An 18,518-nucleotide genomic window follows, 5' to 3' on the forward strand; every position below is an offset into this window, starting at 1 on the left:
CGGATCCTACCCGGGTTCACCGCCCCCGCCCGGGATGCGAGGCCGAGTGCCGGGCCGCGGGCCCGGCCGATCCGGCCCGCGGGTAGCCTGCGGGCCATGGAGCCGCGCACCCCCGAGGAGTCCGCCGGCGCCGCCAAGGCGGCGCTGCGCGCCCGGCTGCTGCGCGCCCGCGACGAGCGCGATCCGCGCACCCGGGCCGCCGAGGACGCGGCCCTGGTGGCGCGGGCGCTGTCCTGGGTGGACGGGCTCGCCGGGGCCCGCGGCCGGCCGCTCACCCTCGCCGCGCACGCCCCGGCCGGGACGGAGCCGGCCGCGGCCGCGGATCTGGTGGCGGCGCTGGCCGGCTCCGCGGCGGTGGCCCGGCTGCTGCTGCCGGTGTGCCCGCCGGGGCCGCCGGCGGCGCTGCGCTGGGCCCGCTTCGACGGCCGGCTCACCCGGGGCCGCTTCGGCCTGGCCGAACCGGCCGGGCCGGCGCTGGGGCCGGCGGCGCTGGGCGCGGCGGATGCGGCGCTGCTGCCGGGCCTGGCCGCCGACCGCGAGGGGATGCGGCTGGGCCGCGGCGCCGGCTACTACGACCGCTCCCTGGCCGGCTTCGCCGGCGCGACGGCGGTGCTGCTGCACCCGCCGGAGCTGCTCGCCGCGGTGCCCCATGACCGGCATGACCGGCCGGTGGGGGCGATCCTCACCGCCGCGGGAACCGTGCGGACCCCGGCCGCGTCCAAGGGGTAGGGGCGCGGCGGCCGCGCCCCGGGGGAGGGGGCGTGATGCGGCGGGGCTGGCGGATCCGGCGGTGGCCGGGCGGGCGCGGGGCCCGGGACCGGGCCGCCCGGCGCCGGCTGGCCGCCGCGGCGCTGGTGGCCCTGGCCGCGGCCTCGGCGGCGGCGGATCTGCGCCACCCCGGACGGGGCCGGGAGACCGTGGCGGTGGCCGCCCGGGGCCTGGCCGCCGGGCACCGGGTGGCCGCGGGCGACGTCGCCGCCCGGGGGATCCCGCCGGAGGAGGTGCCCGAGGCGGCGCTGGCCGGCCCGGCGGCGGCGGTGGGCCGCACCCTGGCCGGGCCGGTGACCGCCGGGGAGGTGCTCACCGAGGCCCGGTTCACCGGCACCCGGCTGGCGGAGCTGCTCACCGGGCGCGGCGATGCCGCGATCGTGGCGGTCACCCCGGGCGATCCGGGGCTGCTGCCGGCGCTGGCGGTGGGCGATGCGGTGGACGTGCTCGCCGCCGGGGCGGGTGCGGCGGCCACCCCGGTGGCCCGCGGCGCCCGGGTGGTGCGGGTGGATCCGGAGGGCGCGGTGCTGCTGGCGGCCGAGCCGGCGGCCGCGGCGGCGGTGGCCGCCGCCGGCCTGGCCGCCCCGCTGACCCTGGTCTTCGCCGGGGCGGCCCCGCCGCCGGGCTGAGCGGGGGCGGTGATTAGGGTGGTGGCCCGCATGCGCCGCCCGGGGCCGATCCCGGCCCCGGCGGCGCCGGCCGTACCCCAGCCCCCGCGGAAAGGACACCCCCACCCCATGCTCGCCGGCTTCCGGAACTTCCTCATGCGCGGCAACGTCATCGACCTGGCGGTCGGCGTCGTGGTCGGCTCCGCCTTCACCGCCATCGTCACCGCCTTCACGGACAACCTGCTGGAGCCGCTCATCGCCGCGATCGGCGGGGAGGGCTCCATCGGCCTGGGCTTCCTGCTGCGCAAGGGCAACCCGGAGACCTTCGTCAACATCGGGGCGGTGATCACCGCGGCGGTGAACTTCCTGCTCATCGCGGCGGTGGTGTACTTCCTCATCGTGGTGCCGATGAACAAGCTGGAGCAGCTGCGCCAGCACCGGCTGGGCACCACCGCCGAGGAGGAGGTCACCGAGGCGGATCTGCTCACCGAGATCCGGGATCTGCTCGCCGAGCGGACCGCGGCCGGGCCGGCCGGCGGGGCCACCGCGGACGGGTCCGGGGAGCGGGCGGAGTAGCCGCTCAGCCCCAGTGCGGGGGCCGCTGGGCCTCCCAGAAGCCCCGGTCCAGGCCGATGGCCTCCTCCGGGGTCTCCGGTTCCGCGCCGATCCGGCGCGGGGCCGCCCGCCCGGGCCGCGCCGGCCGCCCGGTGGGCGCGGCGTCCGCGCCGGCCCCGCCGCGGGGCACCGGGTCAATCCGGCGCCGGGCGCGGCGGCGCCGCCGGGGCCGGCGGGCCGGGCCCGGCCCGTTCACTGCACCCGCCAGCGGCCCAGGTCCGAGATGACGTGGTGCACCAGCGGCAGCACCGTGGCCATCCCGTCGCGGATCGCGGCCCGGGAGTCGGCGAGGTTGACGATCACGGTGGAGCCGGAGACCCCGGCCAGGCCCCGGGAGAGCCCCGCGTCGGCGGCGCCGACGGCCAGCCCGGAGGCGCGCACCGCCTCCTCGATCCCGCACAGCCGCCGGTCCAGCACCTTCTCCGTGGCCTCCGGGACCCGGTCCCGGGGGCCCACCCCGACCCCGCCGACGGTGACCACCAGATCGGCGCCGCCGACCACCGCGGTCTCCAGGGCCTGGCGGACCCGGGTCTTCTCCGCGGGGGCTCGGATCACCGCGTCCACCTTCAGCCCGTCCTCGTCGAGCAGTTCGGCGACCAGGGCGCCGGCCCGGTCATCGGCCCGGGGATGGTCCCCGACCAGCACCACCAGGGCCCGGCGGCGCAGGTCCTCGTCGCGCAGCAGCTGCTCCACCTGCGCCAGGGTGCCCGCGTCGGGTTCGTTGTCCACGTCCGGGTTCGTCATGATCCTCTCCTCGTTCGGGCCGGCCGCGCATGCGCGGGCGGCCGGGGGCCCGGACTGCGCCGCGCCCGTCATTCCCGGGCCGCCTCGAGGGTGACGTCCAGGGTGCGCGGATCCGCGCCGTCGGGGTCGGCGACGGTGAGGGTGACGGTGTCGCCGACCGCGCGGGAGCGGATCGCCGCGATGAGCGCCACACCCGAGTCGATTCTCCGTTCATCCACCTTCACAATCAGATCCCCGGCGCGCAAGCCCGCCCGGTCCGCGGCACCCCCGGGCACGATCTCGCCGACGAGGGCGCCGCCGGCGGAGCGGGTGTCGATGCGGGCGTTGATCGCCGGCATGGTCACCTGGCCATCGTCGATCAGCTCATCGGCGATCCGGCGGGCCTGGTCCACCGGGATGGCGAAGCCGAGGCCGATGCTGCCGGCCTGCTCCCCCGGCCCGCCGGTGTTGGAGGCGATCACCGAGGGCACCCCGATGAGGTTGCCGGCCATGTCCACCAGGGCGCCGCCGGAGTTGCCGGGGTTGATCGCCGCATCGGTCTGGATGGCGTCGATGACGCTGGCCTCCCCGCCCGGCCCGGAGGCGCTCACCGGGCGGTTCAGGGCGGAGACGATCCCGGAGGTCACCGTGGCGGTCAGGCCCAGCGGGGAGCCCACCGCGACCACCTCCTGGCCGACCTGCACCCCGGCGGACTCGCCGAGGGTGATCGGGGTCAGCCCGCGCACGTCGAGGATCCGGATCACCGCGATATCGGTCTGCGGGTGGCTGGCGATGAGCTCCGCCGGATGCGCGCTGCCGTCGTTGAGCAGCACGCTCATCCGGGCCCCGGGGGCGTCGGCGTCGGCGACGACGTGGTGGTTGGTGAGCACCAGCCCGTCCGAGGAGAGGATCGACCCGGAGCCGGTGTCGATCCCGCGGCCGGTCGCGACCTGGATGGACACCACCGAGGGCAGCACCTTCTGCGCCACCTCCTCGATGGAGCCGGCCGGGGCGGGCTGCTCCCGCGGGGTGGCGGGCCGCTCCAGGGCGTTGCCCGGCGGGGCCTGCCCGCCGGCGGGGTCGTCCGCGCCGGCGACCATGCCGCCGGCGACCCCGCCGACGGCGGCGGAGCCGAGCATCAGCGCCGCCACCGCGAGCAGGCCCACCCCCCGGCGGCCGCCCCGGCCGCCGGCGTCGGCCGGGGCGGCCGGCGGCGCCGCGCCGGGGTCGGCCGCCGCGGCGGGGCCGTGCGCGGCGCGGGGATCGGCGGCCCAGGACCGGGCCGCCGCGGCGGCGGGGTCGTGGGTGGGGTCGTGGGCGGGCGGTTCGGGGGGCATGACGCCTCCGGGCTGGGAATCGGTCATGCCGAGAGGGTGCCCGGGAAAACTGATGAATCCCTGAGAGGGATGGCCTATTTCCCGGTGAATACGGTCACCGCAGCTCACCGGGGGCGGATCCGCCGGGGCCGGTGGCGCCGGCTCAGCCGCCGGCCGCCCCGGGCCCGGGTGCGGCGTCGCCGGGGCCGGCCCCGTCCGGGTCCGCCGCGGCCTCGCCGGCCGGCTCCGGCGGGGTGGCCGACCCGGGCAGGCTCACCCGCATCAGGGCGCCGCCGTCGGCGGACTCCTCGGCGACGATGGTGCCGCCGTGCCGGGCGACGACCTGCTCCACGATGGCCAGGCCCAGCCCGGAGCCGGGCATGGAACGCGACTGCAGGGAGCGGTAGAAGCGCTCGAAGACCTTCGCCCGGTCCTCCTCGGGGATGCCCGGGCCGGAGTCGGCGACGGTGAGCTCGGCGAGATCCGCCCCCGCCGGGGCCAGGCGCACCCGCACCCGGCCATCCTGCGGGGACCATTTCGCGGCGTTGTCCAGCAGGTTCAGCACCGCCCGGCCCAGGGCCGCCGGATCCCCGTAGAGGTACCAGTCCGCCGAGGAGACCTCGAAGGAGACGTCCGCGCGGCGCCGGTTGACCCGGGTCAGGGCGCTGTCCAGCACCTCGGAGAGGTCCACCAGCTCGATCACCTGCTGCGGGCCGTCCTCCCGGGCCAGGTCCACCAGATCCCCGACCAGGGTGGACAGCTCCTCGATCTGGGCGAGCACATCGGCCTCCAGGGCGTCGCGCTCATCCTCCGGGATTCGCGCCGCGGCACCGGGCCGGGAGGCCATCATGAGCAGCTCCACATTGGTGCGCAGCGAGGTCAGCGGGGTCTTCAGCTCATGGCCGGCGTCGGCGACCAGCTCCGCCTGCCGCTGCCGGGACCGGGCCAGCGCGCCCAGCATCTCGTTGAAGCTGCGGGTGAGCATGGCCAGCTCATCCTCCCCGTGCACCGGGATCGGGCGCAGCTCGTCGGTGACGGTGACCCGCTCCGCGGCCCGGCGCAGCCGGGCCACCGCGCGCAGGCCCGCGGTGGCCACCGTGATCCCGGCGCCGAGGGCGAAGACGATGCCGAGCATGGCGATGCCGAAGAGCACCGAGCCCAGGGAGCGCAGGATCGCCTCGGTGGAGTCCATGTCCTGGGCGAGGATCAGCGCCGCCCCGGAGTCGTCGTGCACCGCGTAGATGCGCTGGTTGGTGGATTCGTCGGTGCGCAGCGACTCCGCCCGGTTGCCGCGGATCACCGCCAGCTCCGGGCCCCCCAGGGTGATCACGTCGCCGCGGCCGGTGATCCGGCCGGGGGCGAAGAACATCGCGTCCAGGTCCGGGTTGAGGATCTTCAGGGTCTCCGCGGTCACCGCCGGCTCGAGGGCGAATTCGGTGCCGTAGGGGGAGTTCAGCAGCTGGGTGGCCTGGTTGCGCAGGTTGATGTCCACCTCCCGGTACAGGGTGGCCTGCACGGTGAGGTAGGCCGCCCCGGTCATCAGGGCCATCGCGGCGGCGACGATCCCGGCGGTGAGCAGGGTCAGCCGCCAGCGCAGCGAGATCCGGCGCAGCGGCCGCTCCGGGCCGGTGTCGCCGGTCTCCCCGCCGGCCGGCGCCGCCGCGGCGGCGGCCCCCGCCCGCCGGCCGCGGAGCGGGATCACGGCGCGGTCTCCCGCAGCACGTAGCCGACCCCGCGCACGGTGTGGATGAGCCGCTCCTCGCCCCCGGCCTCGGTCTTGCGGCGCAGGTAGCCGATGTAGACCTCCAGGGCGTTGCCGGAGGTGGGGAAGTCGTAGCCCCAGACGTCCTCCAGGATCTGGGTGCGGGTGAGCACCCGGCGGGGGTTGTTCATGAGCAGCTCCAGCAGCGCGAACTCGGTGCGGGTCAGCGAGATCGCGCGCTCGCCGCGGAAGACCTCCCGGGTCTCCGGGTCGAGGCTGAGGTCCTGGAAGGTCAGCGCCGCCGGCTCCCGGTTGGTCGCCGGCTCCAGGGCGGCCCGGCGCAGCAGGGAGCGCACCCGGGCGAGCAGCTCCTCCAGGGCGAAGGGCTTGGGCAGGTAGTCGTCGGCGCCGGCGTCGAGGCCGAAGACCCGCTCGGAGACGGTGTTGCGGGCGGTGAGCATGAGCACCGGCAGATCATCGCCCTCGCTGCGCAGCCGGCGGCACACGTCGAGCCCGTCGAGCTTGGGCATCATCACGTCGAGGATCGCCAGATCCGGGCGGTCGGACTCGATCATGGCCAGCGCCTGCTCACCGTCCTCGGCCATCACCACGGTGTAGCCGTTGAAGGTCAGGGAGCGGCGCAGGGAGTCGCGGACCGCCTGGTCGTCGTCGACAACGAGTATCTTCATGCCCCCATCATGCCGCGTGCGCGGCCGCGGGCCTACCGCCGCGCCCGGATCGGCGCCCCGCGGCCCCGCCGGCGGGCCCGGATCCGTCCCCGCCGCCCGCGGCGTCGGGCGCCGCGGGCGGCCGGCCCCGGGCATGGGAACGGGGGCGCCCCGGGCGCGGCCGTCGGCCGTGCCCGGGGCGCCCCCGGGAATCCGCGTGCGCGCGGCGGGGCGGCGTCGGCTAGAGCTTGTCGACGTCGACCAGGCCGAGCTGCGCGGCCTTGACCAGCCGGCGCGGGATAATGTACTCGCGGCCGTCGATCTTGACGGCCTGGAGGGCGACGTTGTCAGCCTTCCACTGCGAGCGGCGGGCGCGGGTGTTCGCGCGGGACATGCGGCGCTTGGGAACTGCCATGGTTTCCTACCCTCCTTGTCTCAGTTGGTCTTCTTGGCCCGGCGGACGCGGTTGCCGTAGCGGCGCTGGAACTTCTCCACGCGGCCCGCGGTGTCCATGACGCGCTGGGCGCCGGTCCAGAACGGGTGCGACTCGGAGGTGACGTCGACGACGATGAGCGGGTACTCGTTGCCGTCCTCCCACTCCACGGTGCGGGAGGAGGTGGCCGTGGAGCGGGTGAGGAACTTCGTCCCGGTGCCCGCATCCTGGAAGACCACCGGGTGGTAGTCGGGGTGGATGTCCTTCTTCATTGAAAAGCTCTCGATTCCCTCAGGATTGGACCACGGGTCGGTCCCGGGGGCGGGCCGGGGACGCCGGCGGGCCCCGGGTCGTGCCCGGGTTGGGTTCGCGATCTCGGAGGCGGCACCGCGGCCGGCGGGCCCCGGTGGCGCTTCGCGACACTGTACAGGCCACGGCCCCCGCGGGGAAATCCCGGGCCCGCCCGCCGGGGCCGGGCGACCCCCGCGGACCCCGGCCGCCGGGAGCGCCCGCGCGCCCCCGGCGATTAGGCCGCGGGCCGGTTTGGCTGTATGCTCGGCTCTCGCTGTTGTCTAACCAATCGTTGAACGCCCCGTGCCCGGCACGTCGGCGCCCCGAGCACGCCCGGAAACCCGGTCGCGTCCCCGGTGCGGTGCCGCACGCCCGCGGGGCGGCAGGAAGAGCAAAGGAAGACCCATGTCGGCAGTTTGCCAGGTCACGGGCCGGAAGCCGAGCTTCGGCAAGTCCGTGTCCCACTCGCACCGGCGCACCTCGCGCCGGTGGAACCCGAACATCCAGCGCAAGAAGTACTACCTCGCGTCCGAGGGCCGCAGCATCACGCTGAACGTCTCCCCGAAGGGCATGAAGACCATCGACAAGCTCGGCATCGAGGCCGTGGTGGCCCAGATCCGCGCACGTGGGGAGAAGATCTGATATGGCTCGCAACGACATCCGGCCGATCATCAAGCTGAAGTCGACCGCGGGGACGGGCTACACCTACGTCACCCGCAAGAACAAGCGGAACAACCCCGATCGGATCACCCTGAAGAAGTACGACCCGATCGCCCGCAAGCACGTCGAATTCCGCGAGGAGCGCTAAGAGATGGCCAAGAAGTCCAAGATCGCCAAGAACGAGCAGCGCAAGGAGATCGTCGCCCGCTACGCGGAGCGCCGGGCCGAGCTCAAGCGCATCATCAAGAACCCGGAGACCTCCGACGAGGACCGGATGGAGGCGCAGTACGAGCTGAACAAGCAGCCCCGGGACGCCTCCCCGGTGCGCGTGCGCAACCGCGACGCCGCCGACGGCCGCCCCCGCGGGTACCTCCGCAAGTTCGGCCTGTCCCGTGTCCGCGTCCGGGAGATGGCCCACCGCGGTGAGCTGCCCGGCGTCCGCAAGTCCAGCTGGTAAGGGAGTTTTCCGATGAAGCGCAACACCAACCCGAAGAAGGCGCGGATGGAGCAGTCCCGCCGCCCGAAGAAGAACCCGCTCAAGGCCGCCGGCGTCGAGACGGTGGACTACAAGGACATCAACCTGCTCCGCCAGTTCATCTCCGACCGGGGCAAGATCCGCTCCCGCCGGGTCACCGGCCTGACGCCGCGGCAGCAGCGCCAGGTCGCCACCGCGGTGAAGAACGCCCGCGAGATGGCCCTGCTGCCGTTCTCCAGCCGCTAAAACGGCCCCGGACGGCTGCTTTGGCGCTGGGCCCGCACGACGAGACGTGCGACAACAGCGTCGCGGACCCGCCACGCCCCACCGGGGCGGGCGGGTCCGCCCCTTTTCCCCCTCCCCCGCCGCCGCGCGCCGCGGCTGACCCGACCCGACGGGAGCTCCCCCGATGACCGAGATCCTCACCGGCTTCGGCTCGGTGGCGATCCTGGTCGCGGTGGGCTGGCTGCTCGGCCGCTCCGGGGTGCTCGGCCGCTCCGGGGTCACCGTGGTGACCATGGTGGTGTTCTGGGTGGCGATGCCCTGCCTGCTGGTGCACACCCTCGCCGAGCGGGACGTGGCGCACGTCTTCGGCCCCGCCTTCGCCGTCGCCGCCGGCTCCGCCCTGGCCACCGCGGCGCTCTACGCCCTGGTCGCCGCGGCGCTGCTGCGCCAGCGCGGTCCCGAGCGGGTGGTCGGGGCGATGTCCGCGAGCTACAACAACGTCGCCAACCTGGGCATCCCGATCGCCGCGGCGGTGATCGGGGATCCGGCGGTGGTGGTGCCGGCGCTGCTCTTCCAGATCGGCCTCTACGCCCCGGCCTGCCTCACCGTGCTCGACGTGCTGACCTCCCCGGCCGGCCGGCTCAACCCGCGCACCGCCCTGGTCACCCCGCTGTCCAACCCGATGACCCTGTCCGCGATCGTCGGGATCGTCCTCTCCGCCACCGGGGCGCGCCTGCCGGAGCTGGTGGACCGGCCGGTGGCCATGCTCGCCGACGCGGCGGTGCCGATGGCCCTGCTCGCCTTCGGGCTGTCCATGCACGGCGCCCCGGTGCTGCGCCGCGGGGTCTCCCCGCGGCGGGCGGTGGCGGTGGCCAGCGTCCTGAAGCTCACCGTGCACCCGGCCGCCGCCTGGGCGCTGGGCCACCTGGTGTTCGGGATGGACGGCGCCGCGCTGTTCGCCGTGGTGGTGGTCGCCGCGCTGCCCACGGCGCAGAACGTGTTCACCTTCGCCACCCGCTACGGGGCGCGCACCGGCGCCGGGCCGGTGCAGGCCCGCGACTGCGGGGTGCTCACCACCTTCGCGGTGCTGCCGGTCACCCTCCTCATCGCGGTGCTGCTGGGCTGATTCCCGGCTACCATCGGCGGACGTGGACATTCTCACCGGGCTGCTCGCCGACGACGCGGCCGCGCCCCGGCTCACCTGCTATGACGAGGTGACCGGGGGACGCACCGACCTCAACGCCACCACGCTGGACAACTGGGCCGCCAAGGTGGCGAACATGCTGCACGAGGAGTTCGACCTGGAGCCCGGCGACGCCGCCTGGGTGGATCTGCCCGTGATCTGGCCGGCGGCCTGCCTGGTGCTCGGCGCCGCCCGCGCCGGGGTGGAGCTCAGCGACGAGGACCCGCTGGCGGTGTTCGCCGCCCCCGCCGATCTCGCCGGCTGGGAGGAGCGGCACCCGGAGGCGGTGCTCGCCGCGGTGACCGACGACGCCTTCGGCCGGGGGGTGGTGGAATGCGGCGGGGAGATCCCGCCCGGGGTGGTGGACTTCGGCCCCGAGGTGCGGCTGCACGCCGACGACTACCTGGGGCCCGGCCCGGGGCCGGGCCAGCCGCTGCTGGACGGGGCGAGCGCGGCGGAGCTGATGGACCGGGCCCGGGCGGCCGCGCCCGCCCCCGGCGCCCGGGTGCTCACCCGCGGCTGGCTCGACGGCGGCCGGCTCACCGCCGGCGCCCTGGTGGACGGGCTGCTCGCGCCCTGGGCGGCGGCCGGGTCGACGGTGGTGGTGCGCGGCGGCGACGCCGGGCGGCGGGCCCGGATCGCGGGGATGGAGAACGCCGCCCCGGCCGGGCGCGGCTGAGCCCGCCGAGGCGCGCCCGGCGGGGGCCCGCGGGGCACCCCCGAATGCTAGGTTCGACCCCATGGCCACCGTCACCTTCGACCATGTGCAGCTGACCTATCCGGGGGCGGCGGCGCCGACCGTCCGGGATCTCGACCTGGACATCGCCGACGGGGAGTTCCTGGTGCTGGTGGGCCCCTCCGGCTGCGGCAAATCCACCACCCTGCGGATGCTCGCCGGGCTGGAGGAGGTCAGCGCCGGGCGGATCCTCATCGACGGGGTGGACGTCACCGCCGCGGAGCCGCGGGAGCGCGATATCGCCATGGTCTTCCAGAACTACGCGCTCTACCCGCATATGTCGGTGCGCCAGAACATGGGCTACGGGCTGAAGCTGGCCGGGGTGGGCCGGGCGGAGATCCGGCGCCGGGTGGCCGACACCGCGGCGATGCTGGGCCTGTCCGGGCTGCTGGACCGCAAACCCCGGGATCTCTCCGGCGGGCAGCGCCAGCGGGTGGCCATGGGCCGGGCCATCGTGCGCGAGCCGAAGGTGTTCCTCATGGACGAGCCGCTGTCCAACCTGGACGCGAAACTGCGCGTGCAGACCCGCGCCCAGGTCGCCACGCTGCAGCGCGACCTCGGGGTGACCACCGTCTACGTCACCCACGACCAGGTGGAGGCGATGACCATGGGGGATCGGGTGGCGGTGCTCGACGGCGGGGTGCTGCAGCAGGTCGCCCCGCCGAAGGAGCTCTACGCCCGGCCCGGCAACGTCTTCGTCGCCGGGTTCATCGGCTCCCCGGCGATGAACCTGCGCCCGGCGCGGGTGGCCGGCGGCGCGGTGGCCTTCGGCGGCCAGCGGATCCCGCTGCCGGCGGGCGCGGCCCCCGCCGAGGGCGCCGAGGTGGTGCTGGGGGTGCGCCCGGAGGACGCCCGGCTCGGCGCCGGCGGACTGGACGCGGAGGTGGTGCTGGTCGAGGAGCTCGGCGCCGACTCCTACGTCTACGCCCGCGCCCTCGGCGATCCCGCGGCCGCGGAGCCGGCGATCGCCCGGGTCGGCGCGGCGGCGCCGCCGGCCCCCGGGACGCGGGTGTCGCTGGTGGCCGACCCGGCGCGGATCCACCTCTTCGACGCCGGCGACGGGCGTCGGCTGAACTGAGCACGCGGCCCCACCGGGCCATTTAGACTTGGGAAAGCACCCCGCGCGGGCGGGGTCCCGACTGAAAGGACGACCACCCCATGGTCTCTATCCGAAAGGCACTCATCGCCGCCGGCGCGGCCGCGGGCCTGGCCCTGGCGGGCTGCTCCGGCGATGACGGGGCCGCCGCCGGCGACACCGCGGCCGGGTCCGACGGCCGCGGGCCGATCACCTTCGCGATGGGCAAGAACGACATCGGCAAGGTGGCGAAGATCGCGGATCGCTGGAACGCCGAGCACCCCGAGGAGGAGGTCACCGTCCACGAGCTCGCCGGCGAGGCCGACGCGCAGCGGGAGACCCTGGTGCAGTCCCTGGAGTCCGGCTCCGGGGAGTTCGACGTGATGGCCCTCGACGTGCCGTGGACCGCGGAGTTCGCGGCCAACGGCTGGATCGCCCCGCTGGAGGGCGATCTGGCGGTGGACGTCTCCGGGCTGCTGCAGCCCACCGTGGACTCCGCCACCTACCAGGGCACCCTGTACGCGGTGCCGCAGAACACCAACGGCCAGCTGCTCTACGTCAACACCGAGCTGGTGCCCGACGGGCCGCCCGCGGACTGGGCGGGCCTGGTGGAGGCCTGCCGGGTGATCCCGGATCTGCCGGGCTGCCTGACCATGCAGCTGTCCCAGTACGAGGGCCTGGCGCTGAACACCCTGGACTTCATCCACGCCTGGGGCGGCTCCCTCATCGACGAGGAGGGCGCGGTCACCGTGGACTCCCCGGAGGCCCGGGCCGGGCTGCAGGCCCTGGTCGACGCCTACGCCGACGGCACCATCACCGCCTCCTCCACCGGGGCCACCGAGGAGGAGACCCTGCAGGCCTTCACCACCGGGGAGACCGCCATGGCGGTGAACTGGCCGTACATGTACACCGCCGCCGAGGACACCCCGGTGGCCGGCAAGTTCGAGGTCTCCGCCCTGGTCGGCCCGGGCGGGGTGGGCGCGTCCACCCTGGGCGGCTACAACAACGCGATCAACGCCGCCTCGGCGCACCAGGCCACCGCCCGGGACTTCGTGGAGTACGTCATCTCCGAGGAGTCCCAGCGCGGTTTCGCCGAGGAGTCCTTCCCGCCGGTGCTGGCGAGCATCTACGACGATGAGTCGCTGGTCGCCGAGTACCCCTACCTGCCGGCGCTGAAGACCTCCCTGGAGAACGCCCGGCCGCGGCCGGTGTCGCCCTTCTACGCGGCGATGTCCAAGGCCATCCAGGACAACGCCTACGCGGCGATCAACGGCGCGAAGAGCGTCGATGACGCGATCGCCGACATGAAGGCCGCCCTGGAGCAGGCCGGCCGCTAGTCCGCCGAGGGCCCCGCCGCGCGCCCCGCGCCCCGCGCGGCCGGCGGCGGGGCCCGCGAGGGCGCCCCGGGGATCCCCGCCCCGGGCGCGCCGGAAGGAGCATCCGAGCCCGTGTCCTCCCCCGCCGCCCCGCGCAGCCGGGGCCGGCTCGCCGCCGCCTGGCTGGTCGGGCCCTCCCTGGCGGTGCTCGCCGTGGTGATCGGCTACCCCGTGCTGCGCGCGGTGTGGCTCTCCCTCCGGGCCGACCGGCACCTGGACCCGGCCACCGGCATGTTCGTCGAGGGCGGGTTCGCCGGGGCCCAGCACTACCTGTACTGGCTCACCCAGCGGTGCCTGCTCGCCGACGGCACCGTCGGCACCTGCGCCCCCGGCACCCTGGCCACCGACTTCTGGCCGGCGGTGGCGGTGACCCTGTTCTTCGCCGTGGTCACCGTCACCCTGGAGACCGCCCTGGGCCTGGGCATGGCCCTGGTGATGGCCCGGGACTTCGCCGGCCGCGGCCTGCTGCGCGCCGCGGTGCTGGTGCCCTGGGCGATCCCCACCGCGGTGACCGCGAAGCTGTGGCAGTTCATCTTCGCCGACTACGGCATCGCCAATGCCCTGGTGGCGCCGATCCTGGGCCATCCGGTGCGCTGGACCACCGACCCGTGGGCGGCCCGGGCGGCGGTGATCGTCGCCGACGTGTGGAAGACCGCGCCGTTCATGGCGCTGCTCATCCTCGCCGGGCTGCAGATGATCCCGCGGGAGGTGCACGAGGCGGCCCGGGTGGACGGGGCCACCGCCTGGCAGCGGCTGCGCACCATCACCCTGCCGCTGGTCAAGCCCGCCCTGGTGGTGGCGGTGCTCTTCCGCACCCTCGACGCGCTGCGCATGTACGACCTGCCGGTGATCATGATCTCCGCCTCCTCGAATTCGCCGACGGCGACGATCTCCCAGCTGGTGGTGGAGGATATGCGGCAGGGCCACTTCAACTCCTCCTCGGCGCTGTCCACCCTGGTGTTCCTGCTCATCTTCGGCGTCGCCTTCGCCATGATCCGGCTGCTCGGCGCGGACGTCTCCGGCCGCGGCATGCGCCGCGACGCCGGCTCCCCCGCCCCGGACCCGGATCCGGACCCGGGGGCGGGGGCGCGGGCGGCCGCCGGCGCGGATGCCGCGGCCCCCGGGGAGGTGGCCCGATGAGCGCGCGCCGGCTGCGCCGGCTGGCCGCGGACTACCTGCCGGTGGCCGCGATCCTGGTGTGGGGGCTGGCCCCGTTCTACTGGATGCTGGTCACCGCCTTCCGCGACTCCCGCGGCACCTTCGACACCACCCCCTGGTTCACCGACGTCACCCTGGACAACTTCCGGGAGGCGATGTCCACCGGCACCGGCAACGACTTCCTCGCCGCGATCGGCAACTCGCTCATCGTCGGCGCGGCCACCACCGCGGCCGCCCTGGCCGTGGGGGTGTTCACCGCCTACGCCCTGGCCCGGCTCGAGTTCCGGGCCAAGGGCCTGGTCACCGGGGTGATCCTGGCGGCGTCCATGTTCCCGGGCATCGCCCTGGTCACCCCCCTGTTCCAGCTCTTCGGGGAGCTGGGCTGGATCGGCGAGTACCGGGCGCTGGTGATCCCGAACATCTCCTTCGTGCTGCCGCTGACCGTCTACACCCTGACCAGCTTCTTCCGGGATCTGCCCTGGGAGCTGGAGGAGGCCGCCCGGGTGGACGGGGCGAGCCGGGGCCGGGCCTTCCGGGACGTGATCCTGCCGCTGGCGGCGCCGGCGCTGTTCACCACCGCGATCCTGGCCTTCGTCACCACCTGGAACGAGTTCATGCTGGCCAAGCAGCTGTCCACCACCGCGACCGAGCCGGTGACCGTGGCCATCGCCCGGTTCTCCGGGCCGAGCGCCTTCGAATACCCCTACGCGGCGACGATGGCCGCCGGGGCCCTGGTCACCGTGCCCCTGGTGGTGATGGTGCTGATCTTCCAGAGGTGGATCGTCTCCGGGCTCACCGCCGGCGGGGTCAAGGAGTAGGCCCCGCCCCCGCCGCGGCGGGGGCGGGCGGCGGCCCGCCTAGGCTGGGGGCATGGACGATTCCCGGCGCACCGACCCGCGGGCGCTCCGGCTGCGGCTGGAGGCCGCCGCGGGTTTCCTGCTGTTCTGGACCGCCGTGGTCGGCGGCCTCGCCGCCTGGCGGATCGCGATCGGCCACCCCTCGGTGGCGGCGAGCTTCCTGCTGCTCGTCCTGGTGATCGCCGATGTGGCGATCTGGCGGCGCTGGCGCCGGCTGCGCTGACCCGGCCCGGCGGCTACTCGCCGAGCAGCCGCTTCCGCAGCGCCCGGTCCTTGGCCAGCACCTGCTCGCGCATCCGCTCCTGGTAGTCGGCCATCGCGGTGACCAGGGCGGGGTCCCCGGCGGAGAGGATGCGCACCGCGAGCAGCCCGGCGTTCTTCGCCTGGCCGACGCCGACGGTGGCCACCGGCACCCCGCCGGGCATCTGCACGATGGACAGCAGCGAGTCCACGCCCTCGAGGTGCTCCAGGGGCCGGGGCACCCCGATCACGGGCAGCGGGGTGGCCGCGGCGACCATCCCGGGCAGGTGCGCGGCCCCGCCGGCGCCGGCGATGATCACCTTCAGCCCCCGGCCGGCGGCGGCTTTGGCGTAGTCCAGCATCCGCTCCGGGGTGCGGTGCGCGCTGACCACGCCCACCTCGAAGGGCACCTGGAATTCGGCGAGCGCCTCCGCGGCCGGGGCCATGGTCGGCCAATCGGAGTCGCTGCCCATGATGAGCCCGACCAGGGGCCCCGCGGCGGCGTTGTCGTCCTGCATGCCTCATCCTCTCTGCGCCGCCCCCTGCGGGCGGGCGTCCGTCCCCCAGTGTCCCCGATCCGCGCCGGCTCAGCCGCGCTCGACGTGCCCGTCGGCCCACACCCCGTCGACGATGTAGCCGGCGGCGAGTTCGGCGATCCGGCGGGTGGCGGCGATCCCGGCGGCGGAGCCGTCGGCGCCGGTGACGTTGACGTGGCCGAGTTTGCGGCCGGGCCGGTGGGTTTTGCCGTACCAGTGGATGCGCGCCGCCGGGAAGCGCCGCCACACCGCGGCGAAGCGCTCCGCCAGGGGCTCGGCGGGCTCCTCGGCGGCGCCGAGGGTGTTCGCCATCACGGTGACCGCGGCGGTGGGGTCGGTCGCGCCCAGGGGGGCGTCCACCACGGCGCGCAGATGCTGCTCGAACTGGCTGGTGGCGCAGCCGTCCTGGGTCCAGTGCCCGGTGTTGTGCGGGCGCATCGCCAGCTCGTTGACCAGGATCCGGGGCCGGCCGTTGGCGTCGCGGGACTCGAAGAGCTCCACGGCGAGCACCCCGGTGACGCCGAGTTCGGCGGCGATCCGCTCGGCCAGCGCGCGCGCCTGGTCGGCCAGGTCCGCCGGCAGCCCGGGCGCCGGGGCGATCGCCTCCACGCAGATGCCGTCGCGCTGCACCGACTCCACCACCGGCCAGCAGGCCACCTCCCCGGAGGGGGTGCGCGCGCACATCGCGGAGAGCTCCCGGACCAGGTCCACCTTGCGCTCCGCCATCAGCGGCACCCCCTCGGTGAGCAGCCGGGAGACCAGCTCCGGCAGCTCCCCCGGGTCGGGGAACCACACCCCGTGCCCGTCGTAGCCGCCGCGGCGGGCCTTCAGGCACACCGCCCCGTGCACCGCCTCGGCGAAGGCGCGGGCGTCGGCGACGGACCCGATGGGGGCGAAGGGCGGCACCGGGGCGCCGATTTCGCGGAGCCGGCGCCGCATCACCAGCTTGTCCTGGGCGTGTACCAGGGCGTCCGGGCCGGGCTGCACGCTGTGGCCGGCGTCGATGAGCGCGCGCAGGTGCTCGGTGGGCACATGCTCATGGTCGAAGGTGACCGCGTCCGCGCCGGCGACCGCCCGGTCCAGGTCGGCGCGCTCCCGGTAGTCGCCGAGCACCACATCGGCGCAGACCTGGGCGGCGGAGGCGTCCGGGGCGCCGGCGAGCAGCCGGATGGACTGGCCGAGCTCGATGGCGGCGGTCTGCATCATCCGGGCGAGCTGGCCGTCGCCGATGACGGCGACGACCGGCCGGCCGGCGGCGTGCGCCCCGGGGTTCTCGGTGGACTGGGGGGTGTTCGCGTCGCTGGTGGTCACGGGTTCATCTTAGGGTCCGGCGGCCCGCCGGCACCGGCGGGGCCGCTACCATGGTGTCCCATGCCTGAGGTTGCCGTCGGTTTCGACCGCGAGAAGTACATCGCCCTGCAGTCCGAGCACATCCGCCGCCGCCGGGAGGCCATCGGCGGCAAGCTCTACCTGGAGATGGGCGGCAAGCTCTTCGACGACTTCCACGCCTCCCGGGTGCTGCCCGGTTTCGAGCCGGACACCAAGATCGCCATGCTGGAGCGGATCCGGGAGGAGATGGAGATCCTGGTCTGCCTCAACGCCCGGGATCTGGCCCGGCGGAAGGTGCGCGCCGATCTGGGGATCCCCTACGAGGAGGATCTGCTGCGCATCGTGGACGCCTTCCGGGAGCGCGGGTTCCTGGTGCGCCATGTGGTGCTCACCCAGTACGAGGAGGACAACTCCGCCGCGGAGGAGCTGCGCGCCCGGCTCACCCGGCTGGGGCTGACGGTCTCCCGGCACTACCGGATCGACGGCTACCCGGCGGATGCGGAGCGGATCGTGGGCGAGGGCGGCTTCGGCCGCAACGAGTACGCCGAGACCACCCGGGACGTGGTGGTGGTCACCGCGCCGGGGCCGGGCTCGGGGAAGCTGGCGACCTGCCTGTCGCAGATCTACCACGAGCATATCGCCGGCCGGGAGGCCGGCTACGCGAAGTTCGAGACCTTCCCGGTGTGGAACCTGCCCATCGACCACCCGGTGAACATGGCCTATGAGGCGGCGACCGCCGATCTCGACGACGTGAACATGATCGACCCCTTCCATCTGCAGGCCCATGGTGAGCAGGCGGTGAACTACAACCGGGACGTGGAGGTCTTCCCGCTGCTCCGGCACCTGCTGGAGCGGATCTCCGGCTCCTCGCCCTACGCCTCGCCCACGGACATGGGGGTGAACATGGCCGGGTTCGCGATCCGCGATGACGCGGTGTGCCGGGCCGCCGCGGAGCAGGAGATCATCCGCCGGCACTACAAGGCGCTGGTGGCGGAGCGCCGGCAGGAGTCCGGCAGCGAGGTCTCCGACCGGATCGCGATCCTGATGGGCAAGCTGGGGCTGACCCACCGGATGCGCCCGGTGGTGGCCCCGGCGGTGGAGCTGGCCGCGGCCACCGGGGCGCCGGCCTCGGCGATCCGGCTGGCGGACGGGTCGATCATCGTGGGCAAGACCTCCCCGCTGCTGGGCTGCTCGGCGGCGATGCTGCTCAACGCGCTGAAGCACCTGGCCGGGATCGACCCGGCGGTGGATCTGCTCGCCCCGGGCGCGATCGCCCCGATCCAGACCCTCAAGGTGGATCACCTCGGCTCGCGCAACCCGCGGCTGCACACCGACGAGGTGCTGATCGCGCTGTCCACCTCCGCGGACGGCGATGACGACGCCCGGCGGGCGCTGGCGCAGCTGGCGAATCTGCGCGGCTGCGAGGCGCACACCACCACCATCCTGGGCAGCGTGGACGAGGGGATCTTCCGCAACCTGGGCATCGAGGTCACCTCGGAGCCGGAGTTCCAGGTCAAGTCGCTGTACCGGAAGCGCTGAGCGCC

24 protein-coding genes are annotated in these 18,518 nt (G+C 74.9%); 15 read left to right on the forward strand and 9 right to left on the reverse strand.

Annotation, left to right across the window (positions count from 1 at the left end; genetic code table 11):
• Positions 1–96: 96 nt before the first annotated feature.
• The 3 genes from CSPHI_RS09260 (at position 97) to mscL (ending at position 1,952) form a co-directional block, all read left to right on the forward strand.
• Complete coding sequence (locus CSPHI_RS09260) at positions 97–729, forward strand: 5-formyltetrahydrofolate cyclo-ligase (protein ID WP_075692725.1); 633 nt, start codon at positions 97–99, stop codon at positions 727–729.
• A gap of 35 nt (positions 730–764) precedes the next feature.
• Positions 765–1,397, forward strand: coding sequence for an SAF domain-containing protein (locus tag CSPHI_RS09265; RefSeq protein ID WP_075692727.1), 633 nt, complete (start codon positions 765–767; stop codon positions 1,395–1,397).
• 108 nt (positions 1,398–1,505) lie between these two features.
• Entirely contained in the window at positions 1,506–1,952 is a 447-nt protein-coding gene (gene mscL, locus CSPHI_RS09270) for a large conductance mechanosensitive channel protein MscL (protein WP_075692729.1), read from the forward strand.
• Between the two features lie 4 nt (positions 1,953–1,956).
• On the opposite strand, the gene CSPHI_RS09275 is transcribed toward mscL, so the two are convergent.
• From CSPHI_RS09275 to CSPHI_RS09305, 7 genes are all read right to left on the reverse strand, one after another.
• Positions 1,957–2,121, reverse strand: coding sequence for a hypothetical protein (locus CSPHI_RS09275; RefSeq protein WP_157118526.1), 165 nt, complete (start codon positions 2,119–2,121; stop codon positions 1,957–1,959).
• 62 nt (positions 2,122–2,183) lie between these two features.
• A complete protein-coding gene (locus CSPHI_RS09280; protein WP_075692733.1) occupies positions 2,184–2,735 on the reverse strand; it encodes a MogA/MoaB family molybdenum cofactor biosynthesis protein in 552 nt (183 codons plus the stop codon).
• A 68-nt stretch (positions 2,736–2,803) separates the two neighbouring features.
• Positions 2,804–4,078, reverse strand: a complete 1,275-nt coding sequence (locus tag CSPHI_RS09285; RefSeq protein WP_084210353.1) for a S1C family serine protease — start codon at positions 4,076–4,078, stop codon at positions 2,804–2,806.
• Positions 4,079–4,193: 115 nt separating this feature from the next.
• Positions 4,194–5,732: a sensor histidine kinase gene (locus tag CSPHI_RS09290; protein ID WP_075692735.1), complete on the reverse strand. Its 1,539-nt coding sequence runs from the start codon at positions 5,730–5,732 to the stop codon at positions 4,194–4,196.
• Positions 5,729–6,421, reverse strand: coding sequence for a response regulator transcription factor (locus tag CSPHI_RS09295; RefSeq protein ID WP_075692737.1), 693 nt, complete (start codon positions 6,419–6,421; stop codon positions 5,729–5,731). The genes CSPHI_RS09290 and CSPHI_RS09295 overlap by 4 nt, the downstream gene beginning before the upstream one ends.
• Before the next feature lie 220 nt (positions 6,422–6,641).
• Positions 6,642–6,815, reverse strand: a complete 174-nt coding sequence (gene rpmF / locus CSPHI_RS09300; protein ID WP_075692739.1) for a 50S ribosomal protein L32 — start codon at positions 6,813–6,815, stop codon at positions 6,642–6,644.
• Positions 6,816–6,835: 20 nt separating this feature from the next.
• Positions 6,836–7,105 carry a type B 50S ribosomal protein L31 gene (locus CSPHI_RS09305; RefSeq protein ID WP_075692741.1) on the reverse strand — a complete coding sequence of 90 codons (270 nt, stop codon included), beginning with the start codon at positions 7,103–7,105 and terminating at the stop codon, positions 6,836–6,838.
• 424 nt (positions 7,106–7,529) lie between these two features.
• On the opposite strand from CSPHI_RS09305, the gene rpmB reads away from it, so the two are divergent.
• The 11 genes from rpmB to CSPHI_RS09360 all read left to right on the forward strand — a co-directional run bounded on the left by rpmB (position 7,530) and on the right by CSPHI_RS09360 (position 15,092).
• A complete protein-coding gene (gene rpmB, locus CSPHI_RS09310; RefSeq protein ID WP_075692743.1) occupies positions 7,530–7,766 on the forward strand; it encodes a 50S ribosomal protein L28 in 237 nt (78 codons plus the stop codon).
• Between the two features lies 1 nt (position 7,767).
• Positions 7,768–7,932, forward strand: a complete 165-nt coding sequence (gene rpmG / locus CSPHI_RS09315) for a 50S ribosomal protein L33 (protein ID WP_018019289.1) — start codon at positions 7,768–7,770, stop codon at positions 7,930–7,932.
• Positions 7,933–7,935: 3 nt separating this feature from the next.
• Positions 7,936–8,241, forward strand: a complete 306-nt coding sequence (gene rpsN, locus CSPHI_RS09320) for a 30S ribosomal protein S14 (protein ID WP_075692745.1) — start codon at positions 7,936–7,938, stop codon at positions 8,239–8,241.
• A gap of 12 nt (positions 8,242–8,253) precedes the next feature.
• The gene (gene rpsR / locus CSPHI_RS09325; RefSeq protein ID WP_075692747.1) at positions 8,254–8,505 is read left to right on the forward strand and encodes a 30S ribosomal protein S18; all 252 of its coding nucleotides are present in this window, start codon (positions 8,254–8,256) and stop codon (positions 8,503–8,505) included.
• 163 nt (positions 8,506–8,668) lie between these two features.
• The gene (locus CSPHI_RS09330; RefSeq protein ID WP_075692749.1) at positions 8,669–9,610 is read left to right on the forward strand and encodes an AEC family transporter; all 942 of its coding nucleotides are present in this window, start codon (positions 8,669–8,671) and stop codon (positions 9,608–9,610) included.
• A gap of 22 nt (positions 9,611–9,632) precedes the next feature.
• Positions 9,633–10,346: a TIGR03089 family protein gene (locus CSPHI_RS09335; protein WP_075692751.1), complete on the forward strand. Its 714-nt coding sequence runs from the start codon at positions 9,633–9,635 to the stop codon at positions 10,344–10,346.
• 61 nt (positions 10,347–10,407) lie between these two features.
• Complete coding sequence (locus CSPHI_RS09340) at positions 10,408–11,481, forward strand: ABC transporter ATP-binding protein (RefSeq protein ID WP_075692753.1); 1,074 nt, start codon at positions 10,408–10,410, stop codon at positions 11,479–11,481.
• Positions 11,482–11,561: 80 nt separating this feature from the next.
• Positions 11,562–12,815, forward strand: coding sequence for an ABC transporter substrate-binding protein (locus tag CSPHI_RS09345; RefSeq protein WP_075692755.1), 1,254 nt, complete (start codon positions 11,562–11,564; stop codon positions 12,813–12,815).
• Positions 12,816–12,926: 111 nt separating this feature from the next.
• Positions 12,927–13,994: a carbohydrate ABC transporter permease gene (locus CSPHI_RS09350; RefSeq protein ID WP_084210354.1), complete on the forward strand. Its 1,068-nt coding sequence runs from the start codon at positions 12,927–12,929 to the stop codon at positions 13,992–13,994.
• Complete coding sequence (locus CSPHI_RS09355) at positions 13,991–14,830, forward strand: carbohydrate ABC transporter permease (protein ID WP_075692756.1); 840 nt, start codon at positions 13,991–13,993, stop codon at positions 14,828–14,830. Before CSPHI_RS09350 ends, CSPHI_RS09355 begins: the two co-directional genes overlap by 4 nt.
• A 52-nt stretch (positions 14,831–14,882) precedes the next feature.
• The gene (locus tag CSPHI_RS09360) at positions 14,883–15,092 is read left to right on the forward strand and encodes a hypothetical protein (RefSeq protein WP_075692758.1); all 210 of its coding nucleotides are present in this window, start codon (positions 14,883–14,885) and stop codon (positions 15,090–15,092) included.
• Positions 15,093–15,105: 13 nt separating this feature from the next.
• On the opposite strand, the gene purE is transcribed toward CSPHI_RS09360, so the two are convergent.
• On the reverse strand, positions 15,106–15,627 hold the full coding sequence (purE, locus tag CSPHI_RS09365; RefSeq protein WP_075692760.1) for a 5-(carboxyamino)imidazole ribonucleotide mutase: 522 nt from the start codon (positions 15,625–15,627) through the stop codon (positions 15,106–15,108).
• Positions 15,628–15,696: 69 nt separating this feature from the next.
• Positions 15,697–16,956, reverse strand: a complete 1,260-nt coding sequence (locus tag CSPHI_RS09370; protein ID WP_075692762.1) for a 5-(carboxyamino)imidazole ribonucleotide synthase — start codon at positions 16,954–16,956, stop codon at positions 15,697–15,699.
• Between the two features lie 60 nt (positions 16,957–17,016).
• On the opposite strand from CSPHI_RS09370, the gene CSPHI_RS09375 reads away from it, so the two are divergent.
• Positions 17,017–18,513, forward strand: a complete 1,497-nt coding sequence (locus CSPHI_RS09375) for a DUF1846 domain-containing protein (RefSeq protein WP_075692764.1) — start codon at positions 17,017–17,019, stop codon at positions 18,511–18,513.
• Positions 18,514–18,518 lie beyond the last annotated feature (5 nt).

The organism is Corynebacterium sphenisci DSM 44792, from assembly GCF_001941505.1.
GTDB lineage: Bacteria > Actinomycetota > Actinomycetes > Mycobacteriales > Mycobacteriaceae > Corynebacterium > Corynebacterium sphenisci.